At 33.6% G+C, this 25,007-nt stretch carries 26 protein-coding genes, 2 tRNA genes and 2 riboswitches; of the genes, 15 read left to right on the plus strand and 13 right to left on the minus strand.

Annotated elements, in window-relative coordinates; all coding sequences use genetic code 11:
- Together HDR40_RS02200 and cls are read left to right on the plus strand one after the other, a co-directional pair.
- On the plus strand, positions 1-294 hold a 294-nt coding region (locus HDR40_RS02200), incomplete at its 5' end, for an RNA-guided endonuclease TnpB family protein (protein ID WP_290626090.1).
- Between the two features lie 148 nt (positions 295-442).
- Complete coding sequence (cls, locus tag HDR40_RS02205) at positions 443-1,900, plus strand: cardiolipin synthase (RefSeq protein ID WP_290626092.1); 1,458 nt, start codon at positions 443-445, stop codon at positions 1,898-1,900.
- A gap of 87 nt (positions 1,901-1,987) precedes the next feature.
- Here cls and HDR40_RS02210 read toward each other — a convergent pair whose 3' ends face one another.
- Positions 1,988-2,464, minus strand: coding sequence for a hypothetical protein (locus tag HDR40_RS02210; RefSeq protein ID WP_290626094.1), 477 nt, complete (start codon positions 2,462-2,464; stop codon positions 1,988-1,990).
- Between the two features lie 279 nt (positions 2,465-2,743).
- On the opposite strand from HDR40_RS02210, the gene HDR40_RS02215 reads away from it, so the two are divergent.
- From HDR40_RS02215 to HDR40_RS02230, 4 genes are all read left to right on the plus strand, one after another.
- Positions 2,744-3,532 carry a TerC family protein gene (locus tag HDR40_RS02215; protein ID WP_290626096.1) on the plus strand — a complete coding sequence of 263 codons (789 nt, stop codon included), beginning with the start codon at positions 2,744-2,746 and terminating at the stop codon, positions 3,530-3,532.
- Positions 3,533-3,563: 31 nt separating this feature from the next.
- A complete protein-coding gene (locus tag HDR40_RS02220; protein ID WP_290626098.1) occupies positions 3,564-4,196 on the plus strand; it encodes a DNA-3-methyladenine glycosylase in 633 nt (210 codons plus the stop codon).
- A 37-nt stretch (positions 4,197-4,233) separates the two neighbouring features.
- A riboswitch (Lysine riboswitch) is annotated at positions 4,234-4,408 on the plus strand.
- A gap of 112 nt (positions 4,409-4,520) precedes the next feature.
- Positions 4,521-6,140, plus strand: a complete 1,620-nt coding sequence (locus HDR40_RS02225) for an ABC transporter permease subunit (RefSeq protein WP_290626100.1) — start codon at positions 4,521-4,523, stop codon at positions 6,138-6,140.
- Positions 6,130-6,888: an amino acid ABC transporter ATP-binding protein gene (locus HDR40_RS02230; protein ID WP_290626102.1), complete on the plus strand. Its 759-nt coding sequence runs from the start codon at positions 6,130-6,132 to the stop codon at positions 6,886-6,888. The genes HDR40_RS02225 and HDR40_RS02230 overlap by 11 nt, the downstream gene beginning before the upstream one ends.
- A 37-nt stretch (positions 6,889-6,925) precedes the next feature.
- Here the strand turns inward: HDR40_RS02230 and HDR40_RS02235 are convergent, their stop codons facing one another.
- The 4 genes from HDR40_RS02235 to HDR40_RS02250 all read right to left on the minus strand — a co-directional run bounded on the left by HDR40_RS02235 (position 6,926) and on the right by HDR40_RS02250 (position 9,261).
- Entirely contained in the window at positions 6,926-7,849 is a 924-nt protein-coding gene (locus HDR40_RS02235; protein ID WP_290626104.1) for an HNH endonuclease signature motif containing protein, read from the minus strand.
- A complete protein-coding gene (locus HDR40_RS02240; protein ID WP_290626106.1) occupies positions 7,850-8,497 on the minus strand; it encodes a YfbR-like 5'-deoxynucleotidase in 648 nt (215 codons plus the stop codon).
- Between the two features lie 130 nt (positions 8,498-8,627).
- A complete protein-coding gene (locus tag HDR40_RS02245; protein ID WP_290626108.1) occupies positions 8,628-8,762 on the minus strand; it encodes a hypothetical protein in 135 nt (44 codons plus the stop codon).
- Positions 8,763-8,850: 88 nt separating this feature from the next.
- A complete protein-coding gene (locus tag HDR40_RS02250; protein WP_290626109.1) occupies positions 8,851-9,261 on the minus strand; it encodes an iron-sulfur cluster biosynthesis family protein in 411 nt (136 codons plus the stop codon).
- A 186-nt stretch (positions 9,262-9,447) separates the two neighbouring features.
- Here HDR40_RS02250 and HDR40_RS02255 point away from each other — a divergent pair, with 186 nt between their 5' ends.
- The 3 genes from HDR40_RS02255 to htpX all read left to right on the plus strand — a co-directional run bounded on the left by HDR40_RS02255 (position 9,448) and on the right by htpX (position 12,107).
- Positions 9,448-10,554 carry an SLC13 family permease gene (locus tag HDR40_RS02255; protein WP_290626111.1) on the plus strand — a complete coding sequence of 369 codons (1,107 nt, stop codon included), beginning with the start codon at positions 9,448-9,450 and terminating at the stop codon, positions 10,552-10,554.
- 99 nt (positions 10,555-10,653) lie between these two features.
- Positions 10,654-11,211 carry a LemA family protein gene (locus HDR40_RS02260; protein ID WP_290626113.1) on the plus strand — a complete coding sequence of 186 codons (558 nt, stop codon included), beginning with the start codon at positions 10,654-10,656 and terminating at the stop codon, positions 11,209-11,211.
- A gap of 5 nt (positions 11,212-11,216) precedes the next feature.
- Positions 11,217-12,107 carry a zinc metalloprotease HtpX gene (gene htpX, locus HDR40_RS02265; RefSeq protein ID WP_290626115.1) on the plus strand — a complete coding sequence of 297 codons (891 nt, stop codon included), beginning with the start codon at positions 11,217-11,219 and terminating at the stop codon, positions 12,105-12,107.
- 45 nt (positions 12,108-12,152) lie between these two features.
- Here htpX and HDR40_RS02270 read toward each other — a convergent pair whose 3' ends face one another.
- A complete protein-coding gene (locus HDR40_RS02270) occupies positions 12,153-12,431 on the minus strand; it encodes a hypothetical protein (RefSeq protein ID WP_290626117.1) in 279 nt (92 codons plus the stop codon).
- Between the two features lie 335 nt (positions 12,432-12,766).
- A riboswitch (TPP riboswitch) is annotated at positions 12,767-12,855 on the plus strand.
- A 57-nt stretch (positions 12,856-12,912) separates the two neighbouring features.
- Here HDR40_RS02270 and HDR40_RS02275 point away from each other — a divergent pair.
- The 3 genes from HDR40_RS02275 to HDR40_RS02285 are packed head-to-tail and all read left to right on the plus strand — an operon-like array spanning position 12,913 to position 15,476.
- Entirely contained in the window at positions 12,913-13,476 is a 564-nt protein-coding gene (locus HDR40_RS02275; RefSeq protein WP_290626119.1) for an ECF transporter S component, read from the plus strand.
- Entirely contained in the window at positions 13,463-14,842 is a 1,380-nt protein-coding gene (locus tag HDR40_RS02280; protein WP_290626121.1) for an ABC transporter ATP-binding protein, read from the plus strand. Before HDR40_RS02275 ends, HDR40_RS02280 begins: the two co-directional genes overlap by 14 nt.
- Positions 14,826-15,476, plus strand: a complete 651-nt coding sequence (locus tag HDR40_RS02285; RefSeq protein ID WP_290626123.1) for an energy-coupling factor transporter transmembrane component T — start codon at positions 14,826-14,828, stop codon at positions 15,474-15,476. Before HDR40_RS02280 ends, HDR40_RS02285 begins: the two co-directional genes overlap by 17 nt.
- Here HDR40_RS02285 and rlmH read toward each other — a convergent pair whose 3' ends face one another.
- The 7 genes from rlmH to yycF form a co-directional block, all read right to left on the minus strand.
- Positions 15,477-15,956 (minus strand): 23S rRNA (pseudouridine(1915)-N(3))-methyltransferase RlmH, encoded by a 480-nt coding sequence (gene rlmH / locus HDR40_RS02290; protein ID WP_290626125.1) that lies wholly within the window; start codon positions 15,954-15,956, stop codon positions 15,477-15,479. It abuts the gene before it with no gap.
- Between the two features lie 451 nt (positions 15,957-16,407).
- Positions 16,408-17,622: a trypsin-like peptidase domain-containing protein gene (locus HDR40_RS02295; protein ID WP_290626127.1), complete on the minus strand. Its 1,215-nt coding sequence runs from the start codon at positions 17,620-17,622 to the stop codon at positions 16,408-16,410.
- 108 nt (positions 17,623-17,730) lie between these two features.
- Positions 17,731-18,528 carry an MBL fold metallo-hydrolase gene (locus HDR40_RS02300; RefSeq protein ID WP_290626129.1) on the minus strand — a complete coding sequence of 266 codons (798 nt, stop codon included), beginning with the start codon at positions 18,526-18,528 and terminating at the stop codon, positions 17,731-17,733.
- Between the two features lie 12 nt (positions 18,529-18,540).
- Complete coding sequence (locus HDR40_RS02305) at positions 18,541-19,386, minus strand: two-component system regulatory protein YycI (RefSeq protein ID WP_290626130.1); 846 nt, start codon at positions 19,384-19,386, stop codon at positions 18,541-18,543.
- A complete protein-coding gene (gene yycH, locus HDR40_RS02310) occupies positions 19,376-20,728 on the minus strand; it encodes a two-component system activity regulator YycH (RefSeq protein ID WP_290626132.1) in 1,353 nt (450 codons plus the stop codon). The genes HDR40_RS02305 and yycH overlap by 11 nt, the downstream gene beginning before the upstream one ends.
- Positions 20,718-22,574, minus strand: a complete 1,857-nt coding sequence (walK, locus tag HDR40_RS02315) for a cell wall metabolism sensor histidine kinase WalK (protein WP_290626342.1) — start codon at positions 22,572-22,574, stop codon at positions 20,718-20,720. The genes yycH and walK overlap by 11 nt, the downstream gene beginning before the upstream one ends.
- Before the next feature lie 46 nt (positions 22,575-22,620).
- Positions 22,621-23,328: a response regulator YycF gene (yycF, locus tag HDR40_RS02320; RefSeq protein ID WP_290626134.1), complete on the minus strand. Its 708-nt coding sequence runs from the start codon at positions 23,326-23,328 to the stop codon at positions 22,621-22,623.
- A gap of 135 nt (positions 23,329-23,463) precedes the next feature.
- Between yycF and HDR40_RS02325 the strand changes: the two genes are divergently transcribed.
- From HDR40_RS02325 to HDR40_RS02335, 3 genes are all read left to right on the plus strand, one after another.
- Positions 23,464-23,536 (plus strand) — tRNA-Lys (locus HDR40_RS02325).
- Between the two features lie 129 nt (positions 23,537-23,665).
- Positions 23,666-23,738 (plus strand) — tRNA-Lys (locus HDR40_RS02330).
- A 180-nt stretch (positions 23,739-23,918) separates the two neighbouring features.
- Entirely contained in the window at positions 23,919-24,947 is a 1,029-nt protein-coding gene (locus HDR40_RS02335; protein WP_290626136.1) for an LCP family protein, read from the plus strand.
- Positions 24,948-25,007: the final 60 nt, after the last annotated feature.

Genomic DNA, 25,007 nt, shown 5'->3' on the forward strand with positions numbered 1-25,007 from the left:
CACAAACTAGCTAAGTCGATTGCAAATAGCTCATGGCGGATATTTAGAACGATGCTTGAATATAAGTGTGAGTGGTATGGCAAGAAGTTAGTCCTTGTTGATCCAAGAAATACTTCAAGAATCTGTTCAAATTGTAATTATAACAGTGGTGAGAAACCACTAGAGATACGTGAATGGACATGTCTGAAGTGTAATGCTCATCATGATCGAGATATAAATGCGGCAGTTAATATCTTAAATAAAGCAATAGCAATAATGAAGCCAACTGGTCAGGAACTGGCCATGGTAAGATAGACAGGTTCTGTGAGTTAGGTATGAGACCTTTCGGACATCGAAAGCTAATTCTTTGTAAGATCCTAAACACTACCTGTTGTTCCCAGAAACTCGGGAATTCATTCCCGATGTAGTTCATTTCAGTTAGCAATAATCAAGGAGGTTTGTATTGTTTTGGCAAAATGACTTTGTTCAGTTAATATGGGCTATTAATACGGTTTTAGCATTTTACGTAGTGTTTCACCGCAAGCGGTCTGTTGCAACTTCTTGGGCCTGGCTGATCGTCCTCCTATTCTTTCCAGTTGTTGGCTTCATCCTTTATGGCTTTTTAGGTCGTGGACTTTCTCAAGAAAATATTTTTGCAATCAATAAGCAAAAACATATTGGTTTACAAAGATTAAATCAAATAATTTCTAAAACTCCAAAATCTAGCGGTATTAATGATACATCTAGTCAAGCTCAAATCTTAATTGACTACTTTAACTATCGCAAAGAAGCTCCCCTTTCGAAAAATAATCGCGTTAATTTTTATACGGAAGGTAATGACAAATTTAAGCATCTTTTTGAAGATATTGAACAAGCAAAGGAAACTATTAACGTTGAATATTATTCCTTCATGAATGATGACCTGGGAAATACTTTTTTAGACTTATTAATTAAAAAGGCAAAACAAGGAGTAAAAATTAGGGTAATTTATGATCCATGGGGATCACCAGGGGCTAGTCGGACCTGGTTTAAACCTTTGACAGACTTAGGAGGAGAAGTAGTGGCCTTTATCACTGCACAAAATATGATTAGAAAATATCGTATGAATTATCACCTCCACCGTAAAGTTGTCGTTATTGATGGAAAAATTTCGTGGACAGGAGGTTTCAACGTTGGTGATCAATATGTCAATCGCTCTAAGAAGTTTGGCTTTTGGCGTGACACGCATGTTAGAATTGTAGGCTCTGCATCCCTTTTATTACAAGAAAGATTTGTCTTAGATTGGAATGCATCAGTCAAAAATGAAGAGAATATCATTAACTTTAGCACTAAACTTTTTCCAAAGATTCGTGAAGAGAACCTTAACGAAGGTGATGTTGCTACCCAAATTATTAGTGATGGTCCAGACCGTGAATTACCTTATCTCCGTAACGGAATGATTAGAATGATGATGATGGCTAAAAAGTCACTTTGGATTCAAACTCCTTATTTAGTACCTGATGATCCAATGATTGCTACTTGGGTAACCGCTGCTCATTCTGGAGTCGATGTTCGCATCATGATTCCATGCATGCCCGATCATCCTTTTATCTACCGGGCGACTCAATGGTATGCAAATTACCTGATGCATGAAGGCGTGCATATCTACATTTACAATAATGGCTTTCTTCATGCTAAAACTGTAACAGTTGATGATAACTACACTGCGGTTGGGTCAATGAATCAGGACTACCGTTCTTATACCCTAAATTTTGAAGCGGATGCGTTCTTCTATAATAAAAAAACAACTCAAGAACTTAAAAATATCTTCAAAAAAGATATGGAATTGTGTACCGAACTTACACCAGAAATTACCGCACATTGGTCACGTTGGCTAAGATTTAAACAGTCCTTCTCACGCTTACTTTCACCAATTTTATAATGTTGAAATAAAAATGCTGATACATCACCGTTCTCAAAACGAAGAGTATCAGCATTTTTATTTATAATTAGATCTTACTAAGAATATCTATATCATCTTTCTAACTTCTATTCCGACTCCTGTGCCTACATACTGACGCAAGATTTTAATAACCTCTTCCAATTGATGAGAAAAGCGTAAGTAATAAGCTTGGCGTCTTTTAGTCTGGAAAATTGCCATTACTGTTGGCTTTTTAGGATTAGGTACGGGTATTAAAGTAATATGTGCGACATCGCTATATTTTAATGTACGCTTGAAGAATCCACTCACCACAATCCGTTTTGAAGACAAACCGGAAAAGCCATCAATAATACTCATAGTCAACACACCGGCCACAAAAATATTAGTAGCTAAAGTTGGAGCGGTAAAGTAATCCATACTGTAACCAAAGATAAAGAAAATTAACGCCCAAATAACTGATGACATTCTAAAGCGTGCTTTATAGTTAATGACAGCTTGCCAGTACCAGCTATAGATGCAGTAAAATAAAATTAAAGTATCAAAAGTTAAATAGAATAATGTCATTTAGTCACGCCCTCTTAGAAAATTTCTTATTAAACATTATACCAAACATTTATTCTTTATCGCAGTTATATAATTACAGACTTCCTTGACACACTTATTCTTGTAAGATGTAAAATACTCTTCCTTAAAGTAAGAGCATAAATTCTATTATCTTAATAAATGCGTTAGACATCTTTTCTTAACTAGAAGTCTAAATACTATTGCCAATTATGCCAAAATCAACTAAGGTTATCGACAGTAGCGACCGATAATTAGCCTAGTAAGCGAAAGGAAAAATAGATGCAAATACTTAAACTTTATCAACCATTTTTTGACGGTAATAATTGGACACAAGTTTTAACTAGTGTTAATGACTGGATGATGATTTTAACATTAATTTTGATGGAATGCCTTTTATCAGTGGATAATGCCGTTGTGCTCGCCGCTCAGACACAAGCTCTGCCTGATAAAAGCCAACAAAGAAAATCTCTTGTTTATGGTCTTTGGGGAGCTTACTTATTCCGCTTCATCGTTATTGGCATTGGTACTTATTTAATTCATTTCTGGGAAATTAAGTTACTTGGCGGGATTTATTTACTATACCTTGTTTTCAAATACTTTTATGATGAACGTCATCCACAAAAAGTTATAGAGGAACAACAGAAAAAAGAAGAACACGAAAAAGCTAAGCTTGTCAAAAGTAGTAAGAAAAAACACCACCTATCTTTATTCTGGCGAACAGTTATCTCGATTGAATCAATGGATATTGTTTTTTCAATTGATTCAGTTCTTGCAGCTTTAGCAATGTCAAACAATCCAGTCGTTATTTTAATTGGTGGGATGATTGGTATTCTCTGCATGAGAGGTGTGGCGGAAATCATTATCAAATTAATGGAAATCATTCCTGAACTTCAAACGATGGCTTATATACTAATTGCTATTATTGCCTTAAAATTGCTCGTAGCTCTTCCACCCCTTAACTTCAAAGTCCCCGATGCTATTTTTGCAATTATTGTATTTACAACTATAGGCTTAACAATTGCCTTTCACTACCTTCGTCAAGCCAAAAATGGTAAGAAACATTCTTAGAGTCTTTCAATTTTAGAAATGAGGTTTCTATTTGAATCATAGTAATTTTTTTGTTAATCGTCCTACTGCAGAAATAGCGCAATATTTATTAGGTAGAACTTTATCTTATAATAACGGTTCAGAAATACTTTCAGGCATAATCGTAGAAGCTGAAGCTTACCTTGGCCCTAAAGATCGTGCTGCTCACTCTTATGGTGGCCATAGATCACCCGCAAACGAAGGACTTTACGGACCTGGTGGGACGCTTTATATTTATGCTCAGCGACAATATTTTTTCTTTAATGTTGCAACTCAAGAAAAAGATATTGGCCAAGGAGTATTAATTCGTGCAATTCATCCCATTTCTGGTATTGAGACCATGATCAAAAATCGTCATGGTAAAAATGGAGTCCTCCTTACTAACGGTCCTGCTAAATTAATGCAAGCCTTTGGTGTAACTAGTCGTAGATGGAACCGCCATTCACTTGAAGAATCTCCCTTTGACATTAATCTTTCTTCCAAGAAAAAAATTAAAAATATCCAGGCAATTCCAAGAATTGGTATTAATCAATCTGATCCACTTTGGGCTCAAAAACCACTTCGCTTCATTGTCAGTGGCAATCCTTACGTTTCTGATATAAAGAAAAGAGATATAGATCCAGATTTTGGATTTGACAAAAATTAAAAAATACTTTATTATTCTCAACAGTTAAATAATTTTCCAATGCAATAGAGGTTGCGAAGGTTACGAATAATTTGGGAGTACACGAATATTTTGAGCAAATTATTTAGGATTTTCGCCGAAATAAATTTATTTTTCGTGAAATAAGTTTATTGGGCTGCAAGACAATATCTTGTAGACTGTCCTGGTAGTCCCCAGGGAGCGCTATATGATTTGGTTTAAACACTAATGATTTTCCACCTCGTTGTTTTTGGTAACAGCGAGGTTTTTACTTACGCTTTTATTGTATTGGCTCTATTTGAAATAATTTTTTGGAGGAATTTCAAAGTGAAGTCAAAAGTAAAATGGCTGTCCATTTTTTTAGCCTTTATTATTAGTTTGACAGTTGGCTTAAATATTAATTCTAATATCAGTCAAGCTGCCGCAAAGAACGAACCTGTATTAAAGATAGGTATGGAAGCTAACTATCCCCCATACAACTGGACACAGACTACTAGTGCTAACGGTGCGGTACCGATTGATGGTTCTAAAGAATACGCTAATGGTTATGATGTCCAAATTGCAAAAATTATCGGTAAAAAGCTTCATCGAAAAGTCGTTGTTGAAAAAACTGAATGGGATGGCTTACTTCCAGCATTAACTTCTGGCAAAATCGATTTAATTATTGCAGGGATGTCTCCTACTGCTGAACGTCGTAAAGCCATTAACTTTTCTAATCCATATCGAACTAGTACTTTCGTAGTTATTACGAATCGCGATAGTAAGTATGCTAATGCTAAAAGTTTAAAAGACTTCAAAAATGCAAAGCTTACTGCTCAACAAGGTACTTTACACTACGATTTAATTAAACAAATCTCTGGTTCAAAGCGCGAACCAGCAATGCGTAGTTTTTCTGCAATGAGACAAAGCCTTCAAGCTGGTACTATTGATGGGTACGTTGCTGAAGATATTGAATATCAATCATACAAGCGTGTGAACAAGAATATTGTTGCTGTTAACTTGAACAAAATGCAAGGTTTCAACGTTGATAAAGATGATTCAATCACCAGTATCGGTGTTAAGAAAGGCAACACAAAACTTTTAAACCAAGTCAACAAAGTATTAGCCGGTATTTCTACCAAAAAGCGCAACCAATTAATGGCTGATGCTATTAAAGAACAACCTCAAGCTGGTAGTTCAACTAAGAAAGAAAACTGGTTTGTTTCTATGATGCACACTTACGGTGGTATGATCTTACGTGGTGTAGGAATGACCCTACTTCTTGCCTTAGTTGGTACCATTGTTGGTTTCTTCATCGGTTTATTAGTGGGTATCATTCGTACTGTTCCAACTCCAAAATCTACCGGTAAAAGATGGGGCTTGAAGATTATCGATTGGATCTTAGCTATCTATATCGAAGTCTTCCGTGGTACTCCAATGATGGTTCAAGCAGCTGTTATTTACTACGGTATCGCTCAATTATGGCACTTGAATTTAAATCGTACTGTGGCTGCTTTAGTTATCGTTTCTATCAATACTGGTGCTTACCTTGCTGAAGTTATTCGTGGTGGTATTAATGCCACTCCTAAGGGTCAATTCGAAGCAGCCCAAGCACTTGGTATGAATCACTCACAACAAATGTGGCACATCATTTTACCTCAAGCTATCAAGAACTGTTTACCATCTATTACTAATGAATTTATCGTAAACATCAAGGATACTTCCGTATTGAGTATTATTTCAGTTTCAGAATTGTTCTTTGTTGGTACAACCGTTGCCAGTCAAACCTTCCAATTCTTCCAAACTTACTTCGTCATTTCAATGATTTACTTGATTTTAACCTTCTCAATTACTCGTATCTTTAACTTCATCGAAAAGAAACTTGAAGGCCCTAAGAACTACAACTTAATGGCAAATCAACTCCAAGTAGAAGATCCTAAGGAAAGTGGTTTCGAACATGAGCAATAATAATAATGAACATATTTTAAAAGTCGAAAACTTACAAAAGAGCTATGGCGACCACAAAGTTTTACGCGATATTTCTTTTGACATCAACAAAGGTCAAGCAATTACAATTATTGGACCTTCCGGTGGTGGGAAATCAACCTTACTAAGATGTATTAACTTACTTGAAGAACCTACTGGTGGTAAGATCTTATTCCACGGTGATAACGTTCTAGCCGATAAGTATGACAGAAATAAGTTCCGTTCTAAAGTTGGAATGGTATTTCAACAATTTAATCTTTTCAATAATAAAAATGTGCTTCAAAACTGTATGGTAGGTCAAGAATTAGTTTTAGGACGTTCTAAAGAAGAGGCCAAAAAGGTCGCAATTGAAAACTTAAAAAAAGTTGGAATGGATCCTTTCTTGACTGCTAAACCACAGCAATTATCCGGTGGTCAACAGCAACGTGTGGCTATTGCCCGGGCAATTTCAATGGACCCTGAAGTTTTACTCTTTGATGAACCAACTAGTGCTCTTGACCCAGAAATGGTTGGAGAAGTATTAAATACCATGAGTAAACTTGCTAAAACTGGTTTAACAATGGTTATCGTTACTCATGAAATGGGCTTTGCACGTGACGTTTCTGACCAAGTTATCTTCATGAGTGATGGTTTGATTACTGAACAAGGAACTCCTCAAGAAATTTTCCAAAATCCCAAAGAAGAAAAAACTCAAAAGTTTTTACGTAACTTTAGAAACAGTGAATTATAAACAAAAACGACTTCTAACGAAGTCGTTTTTTCATGCACTAAATTATTTCACCGTTCTGTTCTTCTTGAGAAAGTTTCCAACCATTATCAAAATATGTCTTTCTCATCTGACGCAATGCACTATAATCACTCTCCAAGCTATCTATAGCATCTTGTAGCTTTTTATTTTGCTTACGCATAGCATTTAACTCAGGGTCACTTACTACGCCCTTAAGATGAACCTGAGCCGCTAAATTACGCTTAGCCTGTTGAAATTGTTCCTTTAAGCTAGCCAGAGTATCTTCATACTTTACTAGCTTTTTATTTACATTAATTAATTGATCATTTAATTTACTAAATAAACTATAAGGCATATTTGATTTAATTTTATTACATTCACTACATGACAAAATCAAATTATCCAAACTATTATCATGTGACAGCGAGACTGGATCTTTGTGGTCAACACTCTTGCCCTTGCGTCCGCAATACTGGCAGCGATAATTATATCTTCGTCGGATCCGTTCACGATCAATATAGTCTACCTCATTTAAAGAAAAGTCTACTGGAATACCCAGCTTTTCCATATTTACTGCAAAATCTATATTAATTTCGGGAATATAATTTATTTGCCTATCTTCACTAGCAATTACAGCCTGATTAAACTCAGCCCTTGAAATCTGCTGTAGTGCTACTTCATTGCCATCATAATCCTGAATAAATCCTTCATACTTCTTACGGTCGTTACGATTAACAATAAAGTCCTTAGTCTGCCATTTATTATTGGTTGTCTTTTTTCCTAAAAAGCCATACAGGATGACCTGCGCTACATCTTGGACAACTTTATTTTCATAATTTTCAGCAGTAAGACCACGTTCAATACAAATATCACAAATGCTTGTGAGCTTGGGATTCATTAATCCCTCTTGCTTAAAATGTAAGCTATTTAACCGCAAACCACACGAAGCACATTCAAACTTCACTTATTCCTCATCTCCCATAAGTAAAATGCTAAAAGCTATTCTTTGCATTTTATCTTTGCCAGCAAAATCTCCTTTGAATAAATCGGGTAAAATTTTCTTGATAAAATATTTTACACAGACCATGTCGTCATATTTCTTAATCGTCTCTAAACTCTCTTTAAACATTTGCATGTAAACGGGATTAGGATTACCTAATTCAATTTCACCATATGCTTCATAAAGAAGATCTAATTTATCACAAATTGATAAAATTTTACCCTCTAATGTGTCATCTTTAGCTTCAGAAAGGCGTCTTTTATAAATACTTCTAAATTCTTTCGGAATCTCTTCTTTAATAAATTTAGCAGTCATAGTTTCTTCAACGTCACCAATCATTTTCCGTAATTGAGGAGTTGCATACTTAACTGGTGTCTTGATATCCCCAATGAAACGCTCAGTATAATCATGGTTCAAGCTTTTTTCATATAAAGCTTTCCAATTAACTTTTTGCTTACCAATCACTTCTTCGATATCACCCATCATTTGTGCCAATTCAGCTGTTCTAAAGCAGTGATCAGCTACTGAATGATGTTGATATTTAAAATATCCTGGTGCACGATCAATTGATTCCAAACTATTAAAACCTTGAATATATGCATTTAAACCCATTTTTCTCCTCCTTATTACTAAAAAATTTAAATTTTTTCTATACTACCAAAATTATCTTCCCTAAGCAAATGAAATATTAGTGCAAAGAAAAAAGGAAATGCATATGCATTTCCTTTTTAAGTAATATTAATTACTTGTTTTCGTCTTCTTTAGCTTTGTTCAAGAAAGCAACAACTTCTGCAGCGTGATCTACACGTTCCTTAGAATTAGACTTGTTCTTAGGTCTGCGGTGTGGGTTGATGCCAGTGTGAATGTTACGTGACATGTCTTTATCTTCCTCTCAAATATAAATTTTCGAAAATCTTTTATTATCATATCACGAAAAAGCACGTAAATTCAAGATTTTCTTTAACTTAGCAAATTTTACCGCCAAGTTTTTCCATTTCTTCCTTGGTAAGCTTATTGCCCTTAAATTCTTCAATACTTACAGCACCATCCACAATACCCTCATTGTCAGAAAGTGCTAAAGTAGCATTACGCGCGTTCAATACTAAGCCTGCATCAAGAAATGCTAATTCCTTGTCGGAGGTATACATATCGAATCCTGCATTATTTTTAACTGGAATAGAAAATTCTGGATCCTTATGATCTAAAGCAACCAACTGAAAGTTAGCTCCTATTGTACAAGTTCCACCTAATTTAGAATAACCATTTGAGCCATCGTTCAATGCTAGTAAAACAACTTGACCAGGCTTAATCTTTTTAGTCATAATAGTTTTAGCATCATCTTTAATTTTCATTTCAACGTTTTTAGGATCTAACATAATGTTTCCTCCTTAATATAAGAGTTGTTTTATTACTTACTTTAATATAGCATTATAATTAAGAAAACACTAGTTATTAGCTCAAGAAGCAACTTTAATCTGCGACTTCATGCAAAAAAACGTTGCGAACTATGTAAAAAGAGTTCAAAATAGATATGTTGATTTAATTTTAAGAGGGGACCTTCAATGACCGTCTTCAAAAACATCGCTAAAGACCGTATTTTACAAATTACGGTTGTTATAACGATTATTAGTCTTTTTTTTGCCAGACCGAGAATAGCAGATATTAATTTTCACACGCTATTCTCTGTCTTGGCAATGTTGACAATTATTCAAATATTTGCCTATCTCCATGTGCTAGATGTTATTGCTTATAAGTTAACTACACATGCGAAGAATACGCGAAGACTGACAACTATTTTTACACTTTTATCAGTAGTTGCCGGAATGTTTTTAACTAATGATATCACCGTTTTAACTTTGATACCATTATATTTAACAATCGCTAAAAGGCATAAATTACCAGAAATTTTACCTGTTACCTTGATAGGTATGGGAGCTAATGTAGGAGCAGCTTTTACTCCGTGGGGAAATCCACATAACATTTTTGTAGTTAATCAATATAACGTTTCACCAATAAAATTTTTTGGATGGTCGTTACCGTTATTACTAGCTAGTCTACTAATTTTGTTACTTTTTCTCGCATTTGTAAAACCAGTCCCAATCCCTGAAGTACCATTACAGGATATTAGAATTAGTACACGACCAACTATTTTAACAGTTGCTGTTTTTGTCTTTTTCTTTTTTGGTGTATTTAATGTCGTTCCAGCCTATGTGCCTGCTATTGTAGCGATTATTCTCGCTTTGATTATTAATCCTGCAATAATGCTTCACGTCGACTACGCATTATTACTTACCTTTACTTGCTTCTTCATTTTTATTAGTGATATCCAACAAATCCCATTAGTTGTAGCACTTATCTCTAAGACAATGTTCTCAGAACATTCGGTATTCTTGACTTCAATTATTTCTAGTCAATTTATATCTAATGTTCCTTCAACAATTTTAATTGGGAAGTTTACTAAATACGCTGAAGCACTTTTCCTTGGTTCTAACATTGGTGGCTTCGGGTCAATTGTGGGATCAATGGCTAATATGTTAGTATTCAAGAGTTTTGTAGAACATGGTAGTGTTTCTAAGTCAAAATTCTTTTGGGTATTTACCGTATTAGAATATATTGGTCTGCTAATTTTAATTGGATTAGGCTGGCTAATTTTAGACTTTATACTTTAGTTTAAGACGCTTGAAAAAGCGTCTTTTTTGCTACTCTAGTTATCTAAAATTTGTTAAAATAGATGCAACATAAAACTACTGATGAAAGGAGGCATTTACATGCCTTTACTATGGATTATTGTAATTATTTTAGTCTTAATAATTGCCATTTATATTGCTCTCTATAATGGTTTGCAAAAAGCACGTGTACATGCAGATGAAGCCTGGAGCCAAATTGATGTTCAATTAAAACGTCGTAATGATTTAATTCCCAACTTAGTTGAAACAGTTAAGGGATACGCCAAACATGAAAGTGAAACTTTAGAAAAGGTTGTTTCTTTACGAAATAATTTAGTTAATATTCCAGATTCTGATCATGTTAAAAAAATGGAAGTTTCCAATCAATTAACTGATTCTTTGAAAACTATCTTTGCCTTATCAGAAAATTATCCAGATTTAAAAGCAAATCAAAACTTCTTAGCTCTTCAAGAAGAATTAACTAATACTGAAAATAAGATTGCTTACTCTCGTCAATTGTTCAACTCAACCGCTGCTATGTTCGATGAGAAACTTCTAACTTTCCCATCTAATCTTGTAGCTAAAATTCATGGTTTCAAAAAGATCGACTACCTTCAAACACCAACTGAAGAAAAGTCCGTTCCCAAAGTTAAGTTTTAATTACTATGCTTTATCAACAAATCGCACAAAATAAGCGTAAAACAGCATTTTTGATGATTACATTTGTTATCATCCTTGCTCTTGTTGGTGCTGGCATCGGCTACTTAATTGGTGGCAAACCTCTAATTGGAATTATTTGGGCAGTAATTGGAAGTGTAATTTATCTTTTTATTGTTTTACGTAATCCTGCCAATTTGGTAATGAATTTAAATCATGCCCAAGAAATTCATGAGCAAGATGATCCTGAGTTATGGCACATTATTGAAGATATGGCTATGGTCGCTCAGGTTCCAATGCCAAGAGTTTATATCATTAACGATGAAAGTCCAAATGCATTTGCGACGGGACGGGACCCTCAGCATAGCTCCGTCGCGGTGACCAGTGGTTTACGAAAGAGGCTAGACCGAAGCGAATTAGAAGGTGTTCTAGGCCATGAATTATCACATATCAAGAACTACGATATTTTAGTTTCTACTATCGGTGTAGTTTTGGTAGGAGTAATTTCATTTCTTTCCGACCTAGGCTCAAATCTCATTTGGTGGGGTGGTTTAGGAAAAGATGACGATGATGACGATAATATTTTAACTATGGTCCTAAAAATCGTGTCTATTCTATTTGTTTTAATTCTAGGGCCAATTGCCGCTGCTTTAGCACAAATGGCTCTATCGCGTAATAGAGAGTTTTTAGCAGATGCTAGTTCTGTTAAATTAACACGTAATCCTCAAGGATTAATCAGAGCTTTAGAGAAGATTTCTAATAGTCAACCGATGAAAAAAGCAGATCGCTCCAGTGCTGGAATGTACATTGAAGATCCTTTTAAAAAAAGAAGTTTCAATAGTTTATTTGATACCCATCCACCTACTGAAGAACGCATAAAACGTCTTAAAAAAATGTAATAAAAAAGCACTATCAACGATAGTGCTTTTTTACTAGTTTAATTATTATTTCGCAGTATTTGTAACGTGCTTCTTAGAGCTTTTCTTTGTATGCTTTTTACTACTCTTCTTTGCACGCTTTTTTGAAACTTTTGTTTGTTTAACACTCTTCTTAGTTTCAGATGTTTGAGAAGATTCAGGCTTTGTAGGCATATCTTCAGCCTTACCTAATGCTGGGTAATACCAATCAGTACTGTCTGCATTAACAGTTGAAGTAAAAGTAGAAAACATTGCTCCAACAGATAAAAAACTTACCAAGCTAATAACAGTTTTACGTAACTTCATGAAATTTACCCCTCTATGCATTAAATTAACAATCTCTTGAACTTTCGAGATTATATTATCAATTAAAAAAAACATTTGCAATACTTCAAATATGGACTACTTTTTTATAATCCAAACCGTTATTTTTATTGATATATCAAGGGTTTAGCAGGGTACTATTTAATATTTTTTACTTTAGAAAAATACTATTATACAGGTATCTAAAAAAAATTATTTTTTTTTAGAATTTATAGATGTTATTTTAATTAAAGGTAGTTTTAGTCCAAAACATTGACTAACTATAATTTTTTATTTATTTTTTGGTTTCATTAGGGGACATGATATAGTATAAGTAGAAATATATTTTGGGGTGCCATTGGCTGAGAATATACCCATTGAACCTGATCTGATTAACATCTGCGAAGGGAAAATGTAATATTTTTGACTATTTACGGCTACTATTTTGGTAGTCTTTTTTTGGCCCCTTAGATTGGGGAATATTATGAAAAAAATTCATCTTCGAGATATTATTTTAATTGCTTTAATTGCCATTATCTTTGCACTTATTTACGTTACTAGTGATAATATCTATAATTTTCTAACATTAGTGCTCACGCCTATTGGTTATGGTCCTATGGCAAATGATATCACCATGGGGATTTGGTGTATGGCTGGACCAATAGCTGGATTTTTAGTACGTTTACCCGGAAGTGCGTTCTTAGGAGAATTTTTAGGAGCTGCTTTAGAAACCTTTATGATGGCTCAATGGGGGGTAGCCAATCTTATTTCTGGTTTAATACAAGGTATTGGAAATGAACTTGGTTTCACTTTAACTGGCTACAAAATCTATAATACTTTTACACTCTTTTTATCAGCCACAACAACTACCATAGTGACTTATATCTATGATTTTTTTAAAAATGGTTATAATCAATATCCCCTCTATAAGATGGTTATTTACTTTGGTGTACGCTGGATTTCAATGATTATCTTTTGTTGTATTTTAGTCAAATTAATTATCAATTTATTAGAAAAAGCTCATATAATCAAAAATGATCAAAATTAATCAACTTACCTTTAATTATCAAAAACATAAAAATATTTTTGAAAAACTCTCCCTTCAAATTAAGTCGGAGAGTTTTTCTCTACTAGCCGGACCTACTGGCTGTGGCAAATCTACTTTATTGAAAATCATCGCTGGTCTATATCCTCAATTTGGTGGTCATATTAGTCATGGAAAAATAGAAAACTCATTCAACCACTGGGGAATGGTATTCCAAGACCCTGATAAACAATTCACAATGAAAACACCTTATCAGGAATTTATTTTTTCTTTAGAAAATTTGCAACTAACATCACAGCAAGCACAAATACGTATTGCTTTGGCTACTAAAGAGACGAATACTCAAGATTTACTTCACCGTGATTTTTTAACTTTGTCTGGAGGAGAAAAACAACGTATTGCTTTGGCCATTATTATCGCAATGGACTCTGACCTAATTTTATTAGACGAGCCATTTGCAAACTGTGATCCACTTAACAGAAAATTTTTACTTAATTACTTAGCAAAGCTTAAAAAAGCTGGTAAAACTATTATCATTACCGACCATAATTTAAACGGCTATGAAAAAATATGTGATCAAGTATTTTTATTTAAAACGGATAAAAAAATTATCTCCTTAAGTAGTGACCAAAAACGAGCTTTCTTTCAACAACAAATTTTTCCAAAGCTTACCTTTACATTACCTCAAAATGAGAAAGCAATTTTAAACTTTAAAGATTTCTCTTTGAGTCAGGGCAATAAAATATTAATTACTAAACAAGACTTAAAAATCTTTGAGGGTCACTGCACTCTTTTAAGCGGAGTAAATGGGGCTGGAAAAACTTCTTTATTTAAAGCACTTACCAAATTAATTCCTTATAAAGGTAAAATATTTTTTAAGGGAACTGATATAACCACACTTAAACGGAAAAATTATCTTACTCATGTAGCACAAGCTTTTCAAAATCCTAATGATCAGTTTTTAATGATTACTGTTAAAGAAGAAATTGAACTCAGTCAAAAATTGAGTAAAAAATTTACTCCTGTTCAAATTCAAAAATTTTTAGCCGAATTAAAACTTGATAATCTAACAGATGAAAGTGTCTATTCTCTTTCGGGTGGTCAAAAGAAAAAATTACAAATATTACTGATGATTTTAGCTAATCCTGATATTTTATTGCTTGACGAGCCATTTGCTGGTTTAGATACTCAAAGTATTACTAAAATCAGTGATTTATTAAGAACACAATTTCTTACAAAAGATAAAACTTTAATTATAATTAGTCATCAAAGTGACCAATTAGACTTATTATGTGACTATCATCTTGTCCTTGAAAATCAACATCTTCAATATACTACCGGAGGGTTAAAGAATGAATCCCAGTCTTAAATTATTTCTTGCCTTAATTATTTCCTTGGAAATATCTCTCAAGGCCAATCTTTTGGCAAACTTAATTGTGATTATCTTTTGTATAGCCTATTTATTATTTCACCATATTAAGTTTAAAACTTTTCTATTATTGCTCTTTGTACCACTGTTAGCAGCTTTTGCAATGTTTAGTAGTATTTATTGGTTTTCTCCTAATAAAAATACTACTTATGCTTGGGTACTTTTTACTCGAATTTACGTATTTACTTTTGCTGGAGGATGTATTAGCCAAACCACAAATATTAATGAATTAATTCGTTCCTTAGAACAAAATTTTAAACTTCCTAGCAAATTTGCATATGGTCTTTTGGCAGCTTTCAATGTTATTCCTAGAATTAAAGAAGAAGTACACCGTATTCAAGTGGCAGGAGAAATGCGTGGCTTACACCTTTCATTTTGGTCACCTAGATTATATTTTAAAGCTATCCTTATGGCTCTTAATTGGGCAGATGGACTTACTCAAGGTATGATTTCACATGGTTTCCGTGAAAATAAGCCACGTAGTATTATTAAACCCATTACTTTAACAAAAAAAGATTGGTTATCTTTTTTAACAATTTTGCTAATCTTTCAACCAATCTTATTTTTAAAATAATTATTTATGATAAGGACTACCATTATTAATCATAAATGCTCGATATATTTGTTCTGTTAAAACTAAGCGCATTAGTTGATGGGGCATAGTAAATTTACCAAAACTAATCAAATCATCAGCTCGTTTATTCACAGCATCACTAGTACCTAAACTCCCACCAATTACAAAGGTAATATCTGAATGTCCATAAGTTCCTAAATTTTGAATTTCTTTAGCAAATTCCTCGCTAGTTCTTTCTTTACCTTTAATTGCAGTTACGTAAACATATTCTTTGTCTTTAATTTTACTTAAAATTCTTTCTCCTTCAATCTCCTTTACCTTTTTCATTTCAGCTGGACTTAACTTTTCAGGAGCTTTTTCATCAGGAACTTGAATTATTTTCATCTTGGCATAGCGATCCATTCTCTTCATATATTCTGCAATACCATCTTTAAAGTATTTTTCTTTTAATTTGCCTACACATACAATTTTTATATTCATGATTCCCTCACTTAATTTTATTTATTTTCCATTTTAACTTGGTGAGCTGTGAAACGTCCAGACAATAAACCGAATTTTATACCCACAATATTTAGTTACAAAATTTAGTTACATACTATAAATTGTGGTTTAACTTGTGATTTATGTATTTTTTTATTAATTAATAAAAATCACAAAAATATCATTTGTGTTTTTGTGATTACTAACCATAAATAGCCTTTATACAAATAATTTACAGACAGATCTTTATATAATAAATAACATTATAGTCATATAAAGATAGATTTATCTTCATTTTTGTAAAAGGCTTTCTTTACTAGTTATACACAATCCACAGAGTTATCCACAGAACTTTCTGCATTTGTATTCAATCAAAACACGAACTTTTATCTGTTTCACAAATTTAATATACAGAAAAAGGACTCATTTTATTTCAGTGAGTCCTTTATTTTTATTTACTCAATGTTACACTCAAATTCTTAGTTTTACCATCACGAACTACTTGAACAGTTACATGATCTCCAATCTTATGAGCATATAAGACGGTATGTAATGACGCAAGATCTTTAATAGTCTTACCATCCACCTTAGTGATGATATCTCCACTCTTCATGCCTGCTTTAGAAGCACTACTATTCTTAGTTACAGAAGCAACGTAAACACCAGATTTTACACTAGATGGCACATTCAATTGCTTCTTACTATAGTCAGTTAATTCACTAACTGAAGCTACACGAACACCTAATTGTGGTCGAGTAATTTTACCATTTTTCACTAACTCATTGATAATTGTTACAACTTCATCACTAGGAATAGCAAAACCCATTCCTTCAACACTAGTACCATCACTAGATTGTGAAAGCTTCATAGAGTTGATACCAATAACTTGTCCTGATTCATTTACCAATGGACCACCAGAGTTACCTGGGTTAATAGCCGCATCAGTTTGAATAACAGTAGCCTGGTTAGTTACTTGTCCTGAGGAATTTGTTACATCAATCGTTCTACTCTTAGCAGAAATGATACCTTGAGTAACACTAGTAGCATATTGACTACCTAATGGTGAACCAACAGCAATTACTGATTGACCTGGTTCTACATTTTTAGAATTACCAAATTGTGCAGTTTGGGTTACATATTTACCATCAATAGTTAAAACAGCTAAGTCAGTTTCCGAGTCACTACCAACTTTTGTAGCTGTGACTTTTTTACCATTGCTTAGAATAACTTGAATTTCATCACTACCAGAAACAACGTGATTATTGGTTACAATATAGCCTTTACCATTAGATTTCATATAAATAACTCCAGAACCTTCACTATAAGTTTCTAGATTTGACTTAGAGTTACTTGATGAACTTGAAGAACTTTCATCAGAGTCACCAAAAATACCAAATAAATCACTTGATGAACTAGAGCTACTTTGTCTTTTTAAATTTACTACAGAAACAACAGAATTCTTAACCGCATTGAAAGCAGCAGTCATTTGACCAGAGCTTTTACTAGTATTTTTAACTGTTGTCACAGTTGGTGCAGCAGTTTGAGCACTATTTTGGCTTACTTGACTCATCCCAGCATAAGCAATTCCACCACCTAAAAGTCCAGCAACAACACCAACAATTCCAGTCTTCAATAGAGTATTATTTTTCTTTTTGTTTTCAGTCATTTCTCTTCCCTTTCTTGCATTGGTCTATATATATAAATGCATTATTTCTCACAATATCTATCATAAAAAGCAAATTTGAAGAAATTATGAAGATTTATTTTTAAATTACTAAATTTCCACCAAGTCGGTTGGCTTACTTGGAGCGGTATCATGAATTTGAACATCTCCTGGTAATTCTGCATCCCCATTAACCAAAATATCCCAAGCAGCTTCATGAGCTTTGTACTGGGTATTATTGTGCTGAGAACGATGAGCCAAAAAGATATTCTTGGTATTAGATTTCACTACGTCAAGTAAAGTCTCACCCGCTTGCTCATTCGATAAATGACCTACATCAGACATAATCCGCTGCTTAAGTGACCACGAGTAGGGACCACGCCGCAACATCATATCATCATAATTAAACTCTATTAAATATCCATCTGCAGCTTCAATTTGGCTTTTAACATTATTTGAAACATAACCTGTATCAGTTAAACAAGCAAATCTCTTTCCTCCACTAGCAAAAACATAATATTGTGGTTCAGCTGCATCATGACTAGTAGCAAAGCTTGTTACTTCCAAATCACCAAAAATTTTTGTCTTTCCCGATTCAAAAGTATTAATTTGATCTATTGGCAATTGTCCAATTTTATTACTATCAATCAAATATTGCCAAGTCCCTGCATTTGCAAAGGCATTAATTTGAGAATAACGTCGCATCAAAACTCCTAAGCCACCTGAATGATCTGTATGATCATGACTTAAAAAAACCATATCAATATCTTTGATATCCACACCAACATTGGATAAAAGAGTTTTAGTTTTTTTACCAGATATTCCAGCATCCATTAATACATTATGTTGCGGAGTTTGAATTAAAGTTATATTCCCCGAGGATCCACTCGCTAATACAGATACTTTCACAAAAATCACCCCTTAATCCTTAACTTCATCATCATTTTTTTCTTCAGAGGTAGTCTGTGGTTGAATAATTGTACTAGTAAAAGCATTTACACGTTTTACAGTCACTGTCTTTGAAGTATTATTTTCTATAGCTACTAACCATGACGGTAAAAAAATCACGCTTCCTCGAACTTGAGTTAGTTTAGTATAACCATATTTGATCCAAATCACTTTAGAATTATTCGGCAATTCACTGTAAGTATAAAGAGAATTAATTGCTTCTTTAGCACTAATAGTCGTTTGACGTTCTCTTACTGTAGAAACTTTATCAGTATAACGCTGGTAATAAGAGACAATTTTATTATCCTTTACCGTAATATGTAATCGTGCTCTCGTTGAATAAATTAAGCCATACGGCGTTTTTTGTAAGAAAATATAATCATTATTTTCAGATAACTCTGGTGAATAAACATATTCATCACCTTTATAAACATTTTTAGCATTGTTTTTAAAATTATTTAAATCTTTGATAGCTTTTTTCTTATCTGAACTAATTGCTACTGGATTATTAAGTGTTGCACTTACACTACTTTCGGTACTTGATGTTGTCACCGTCATCTGATCACCAACTTGACTTTGGGCTTTATTAATCCAAGTTTTATCAACTTTTGCAGCTAAATAATAACCATCCGATTCTTTATTACTAACATGAGGAATTTTAATATTATCCGCAGCCATTTCTTGTTGTAAATTATCTCCACTCGTAGTAGTCGTATTACTAGAAAGTAACGTAGGAATTTGGATAATTTCTATTCCTAGAAAAATATTAATTCCAATAAAAACAATTAGAAATATCCATTGGATTCGTTTAAAGTCCATCCTCTAATCCCTCCTTAGACTCTGATTTAGCCTGAGCACTTGAACCATTAAGAGGTGAAGCATCAATCCACTCTTTTAGTGACCGCCACTTTCCTTTAATTTTGGCATAATACGTTGGTTTTAAGTCCACTAATCGAGAACTGCTGTCACTATCAGCTTTTACAGTATAACCAACAATTATTCGACTGATATCTTTTTTGGCATAGCCGCTTTCAATCAAACTATTAAGCGCAACTTTAGTTGCTGGTAATGTAGTTTTTGAACCATTACTTGGAATTGGAATTTGCAAGTTTAAACTATTGAAGTTAATTTTCAAGCCACTTTTAGCAAACTTAATTTGGGCTCGTGTATTATAATTTCCTGGGAAAAAGACAGGATATTCTTCCACAAAGCTTTGATAAATCATTGTGTTGTTATCTGCATCAAAAAAGTGCAAATCTGGTTCACTTAAGCCAATTTTTCTAATATAAGATAAACTACTGCTTAGTTTTTTAGTAACTGATGTTGGTAGTTTATTTTCATTATAATTTACGTATTCATAATTATGACTCTTTTTAGCCGCAATTAATCGTTCATAAACTCCATTAGAATAAGTTATTGATGCTGAACTATTACGTTGATTAATTGAACCTGTTCCAAGTAAACGATAAACAAAGTATGAATCCGATTCTTGATCAGTCAAATAGCTATAATTAGGTAATTGTGTTTCTTTTTCATAAAAAGGTAAATAAGCATCACTTAATCGATGTAAGGCAACTGGAACTTGAGATTTAGCTTTCCTAATCTGCTTATAAAATTTATCAAATTTAACTTTACCTATTGCTACTTTATATACTGTATAATCTTTGTCATTTCCTAAGTAAAGGTATTTCTCAGTGGTATCGACCGGCACAAAAATACGATTGAACTCACCATTATTCGCTTTTTTTAGCTTAGTAAGAAAAAGCGAAATAGTAATTTGATCTGGGTAAGTAAGCTGAATATAACTTTGATTTTTAAGTAAATTATTATAATAAGTTTTATCTTTAGTTACTTTAATAGGTGTATTTTTTTCTAATGGTTGAGTCATCTTAGAAAACTGCAAGGGCAAATTTACTTGGCCTGCATAAACTTGATACAGTTGACTATTACGATAGTAAAAAAGTTTTGTAGGTATATAAATTTCACGTAAAGATTTTTGCCCTACATCTTTTTTGGTGGGAGACTGATTAGATGTTTGTTCAATTCGAGAAAAACGCGAATCAGATCCCCAAATATATGCTGATAATCCTATTGAAGTAAGTACCATTAGAATCAAACCAACAGTAAGACAAATATTACCTAGCTTATGTTTAAATTTCATCCCAACTAGCTCCTTCCTCAGATATTGGTTCAAACGGTAAGGAAATATAGAAGGTTGACCCCTTACCCTCTGCACTATCAGCCCAGATTCGACCATGGTGTTCTTCTACAATTTCTTTAGAAATTGCTAACCCTAATCCAGTTCCTCCTTGCTTACGAGAACGGGCTTTATCAACACGGTAGAAGCGATCAAAAATTTTATTTAAATCTTTTCTTGGGATACCTAATCCCTGATCGGAAATACTTAAAATGATGTGCTTATGTGATTGTAATAAGCGTACTGTAATCACTCCACCATCTGGTGAATACTTGATAGCATTATTCATAATATTATCAATTACTTGCATCATCTTATCAGTATCTATTTCTACCCATAGATCCTGCTTCGTAAATTCTCGCTTAATAGAATACTTCTTTACCTTATTTTTATTCTTTTCAGCATCATTTTTAATCATCATGTCAAAACGATTTAGAATATGATTAACAAAGTCAGTAATATTAACCCATTCAAGATCCATTTTAGCTACACCACGATCCATTCGTGATAAATTTAATAAATCATTGATCATTCGAATCATACGTTCTGTTTCATCCTGAACAACCCCTAAAAATTGAGGTGCAATATTGGGATCCTGCCAAGCCCCATCATTTAAGGCTTCCACATAAGCTCGCATACTTGTGAGTGGCGTTCTCAATTCGTGTGACACATTAGAAACAAATTGTTGCTGCTCACGTTCATTTTTCTGTTGTTCAGTAATATCATGTAACACACACACAAGCCCAGATACAAAGCCAGTAATTCTTTGAATCAACGAAAAGTTAGCATGTAAAATCATCTCGTCATGCGTACCGACATTCACCGGTACAATTAATTCTTGTTGAGTACTCATTAAGTCTTGAATCGTTACATCTTCTAGACCTAATAACTTCGTTATTGGACGGCCAATAACCTCATCTTCTTTTTTACCTAAAAAATCTAAGGCCGTTTCATTGATAATTGTAATATTACCGTGACGATCAGTAGCAATAACACCATCAGTCATGTGTGTTAATACATTATCTAATCGTCGCCTCTCACCATCAGAAATTTCTTGAGTACGTTCTATTCTTACTGATAACGTATTAAATGCTTTAGCCAACTGCCCTAACTCATCATCAGCATAAATATTCACGTGTCCTGAGTAATCCCCATCCGAAATCCTAATCGCTTGCCCAGTCATTTCCTCAATTGGTCTCGTTATTGCCCGAGAAATAAATATCGAAACAACAGCTCCTAAAAGCGCAGCAATCAATGAAGCAGTTAAAAACATTATCGATATATTACGAATATTGTTAAAAACACTCTGCATACTAGCACGAATAGAAATTGCACCAATGGTAGTATTAGTTCCATTTCCTAAAGTAAGTGGCGTTACCTGTACCATGTAATTACCATTATCATTAACAACTTTAGAAACTTGGCGCCCACTAGAAATTACTTTTTTAATATCAGAACTTGTATCGCGTTGACCTACTCGAGCTTGATCATTAACATTTGAAACTGCTCGAATAACACCTTTATTATCAACAATTGTAATTTGATTAATTGCATCATTACTGTAATTAGCCACAATTTTATTTAATTGTCGATTAGCACTTTGGGTGTTTGTTCGACTTAATTGCTCAGAAATTTGATTAGTAATAATATTTGGTATCTGAATAGATGTTTCAAAATTTCGAATCGAACTTTGTTCTAATTGCCTTGTAAAATAAGCACCAACAATTTCAATTGTTGCTAACAAAAGCAACATAAAGATCAATGCAATTTTAAAATTAATTGATGTAAAAATTCTCTTTATCTTTTTCACATTACTTACCCATACAAAATAAGGCCACTTCACGGTGGCCTTTCATTTACTCATCAGATGGATCTTTGACGTAGTATCCAACACCACGTCTCGTTACCAAAATAGTTGGTGAAGATGGATTATCTTCAATCTTTTCGCGTAAACGTCTCACTGTCACATCAACAGTTCTTACGTCACCAAAATAATCATAACCCCAAACAGTTTGAAGCAAGTGCTCACGAGTCATCACTTGTCCCATATGCTGGGCCAAATAATGTAGCAATTCAAATTCACGGTGTGTTAATTCAATTTTTTCACCATTCTTTTCTACAATATAAGCCTCTGGCATAATAACTAAATTACCAATTGAGATATTTTTATTTTCTTCATCATCATTAGCTTTTTGGCTAATATCACGACGACGTAAATTAGCTTTTACACGTGCTACCAATTCTCGATTAGAAAAAGGCTTAGTTACATAATCATCGGCACCCATCTCAAGCCCTAAAACTTTATCGATTTCAGTGTCTTTAGCTGTCACCATAATAATTGGCATATCGTGAGTTTTTCGTACCTCACGTGCTACTTCCAAGCCATCTTTTTTGGGTAGCATCAAATCTAAAATCATTAAATCTGGATTATATTCGTCTACTTTTTCAACAGCCTCTTCACCATCATAAGCTGTCTCAACATCATATCCTTCTTTAGTAAGGTTAAACTTAATGATATCCGAGATTGGTTTCTCATCATCTACCACTAAAATCTTTTTCGGCATAGGGTTTCCTCCTCATAATAATATCTTTATTATACTGTTTTTCAGGCTTGTTTTAAATTATTGCAAAAAAATTGTAAAAAAACTCTTGCATTTTTTATACTTAGCTGGCATAATATTATTTGTTGGTTGTCCAATGGGTGGTTAGCTCAGCTGGCAGAGCAACGGACTCTTAATCCGTGGGTCCAGGGTTCGATCCCCTGACCACCCATAATTATAAAGCATCGCTTCTGCGGTGCTTTTTTTATTTTTTAATCTTTAAACTTTTTCAAAAAAGTTTAAATTTATCCTTGCATTTTTTATACTTAGCTGGCATAATATTATTTGTTGGTTGTCCAACGGGTGGTTAGCTCAGCTGGCAGAGCAACGGACTCTTAATCCGTGGGTCCAGGGTTCGATCCCCTGACCACCCATAATTATAAAGCATCGCTTCTGCGGTGCTTTTTTTGTGCTTTCATATACCTATTTTTAATACCTTATAAAGAATTTTTATATCAACGTAAAAAATTTTCAAAGTCTTTTATATCTATCTAGAAATTATTACTCCTACTATTTAAGCTAGAGTGCGAATAAAAAATTTGGAGGAAATAATTTTGAAAAAGAAAACTTTATTTGGTGTCCTAGGAATTTTGGTAGTTTTATTTATACTTGGCATCTCCGGATTTAGTTATATTCGTAGTACTACCAATAATATTTCTAGCAACCACTCTGCCCAAGATGAAAAAAGAATCGCAGAGGGTAAACCAATCTCAATCCTTTTACTAGGTACGGACGATGGAGCTCTTGGTCGTAAAGCAAGTACTACTGGCAATACTGATACTATGGAATTAATGACAGTTAATCCACAAACCAAAAAAGTGACGATTACTGCTATTCCTCGTGATACTTTAGTAAAAGTTAGTACCAATGAAGGACCCGACTATGTAAAAATCAACGCTGCTTATGCCCTAGGTGGTGCAAAATTAGCTGAAAAACAAGTGAGCGAATTATTGGATGTTCCTGTCCAATATTATGCCTTAGTAAATATGGGCATGCTGGAAAAAGTCGTTAATGCAGTTAATGGCGTTGAAGTAAATAATCCCTTTAAATTTACCTTTGAAGGTCATACCTACCCTAAAGGAAAGCAATATTTAAATGGTACGCAAGCTTTAGGCTATGCTCGCATGCGCTACGACGATCCGGATAATGATTATGGTCGGCAAAAACGTGGTCAACAAATCTTAATGAATGCTTTTGAAAAATTCCAAAAAACAGGCAATTTAATTACTGCTACCAAACTTGTCAACGCAGTCAAAGGTAATATCAAAACTGACATTCCTTTAGATAATTTTGCAGCTTTATACAATAATTATGTTAAAAATCTCACTACTATCCAAAACTATGGCCTTCGTGGTAAAAATGCCAAAATTAGCGGGCTAGATTTTCAAATTGCTACTAGCGAGCAAATTAACCAAGCTTCAAAAAATATTCGTGAAGCTCTAGGTCTAAAACCAGTTAATGTGGTTAATAATGAAACTAAATTAGTCAATATGCAAACCAGTTGGAACGGTACTACTAACATAGATTTCACTTTACCCAATACAGATGCTTACCAAACAGTCGAAAAAACGATCACTAAATAATTTTTAGGTTAATATTCATAGTTTTTTCAACCTAATTAGTTATACTGAAAGAGAATACAA

This window comes from Lactobacillus sp., from assembly GCF_014803895.1.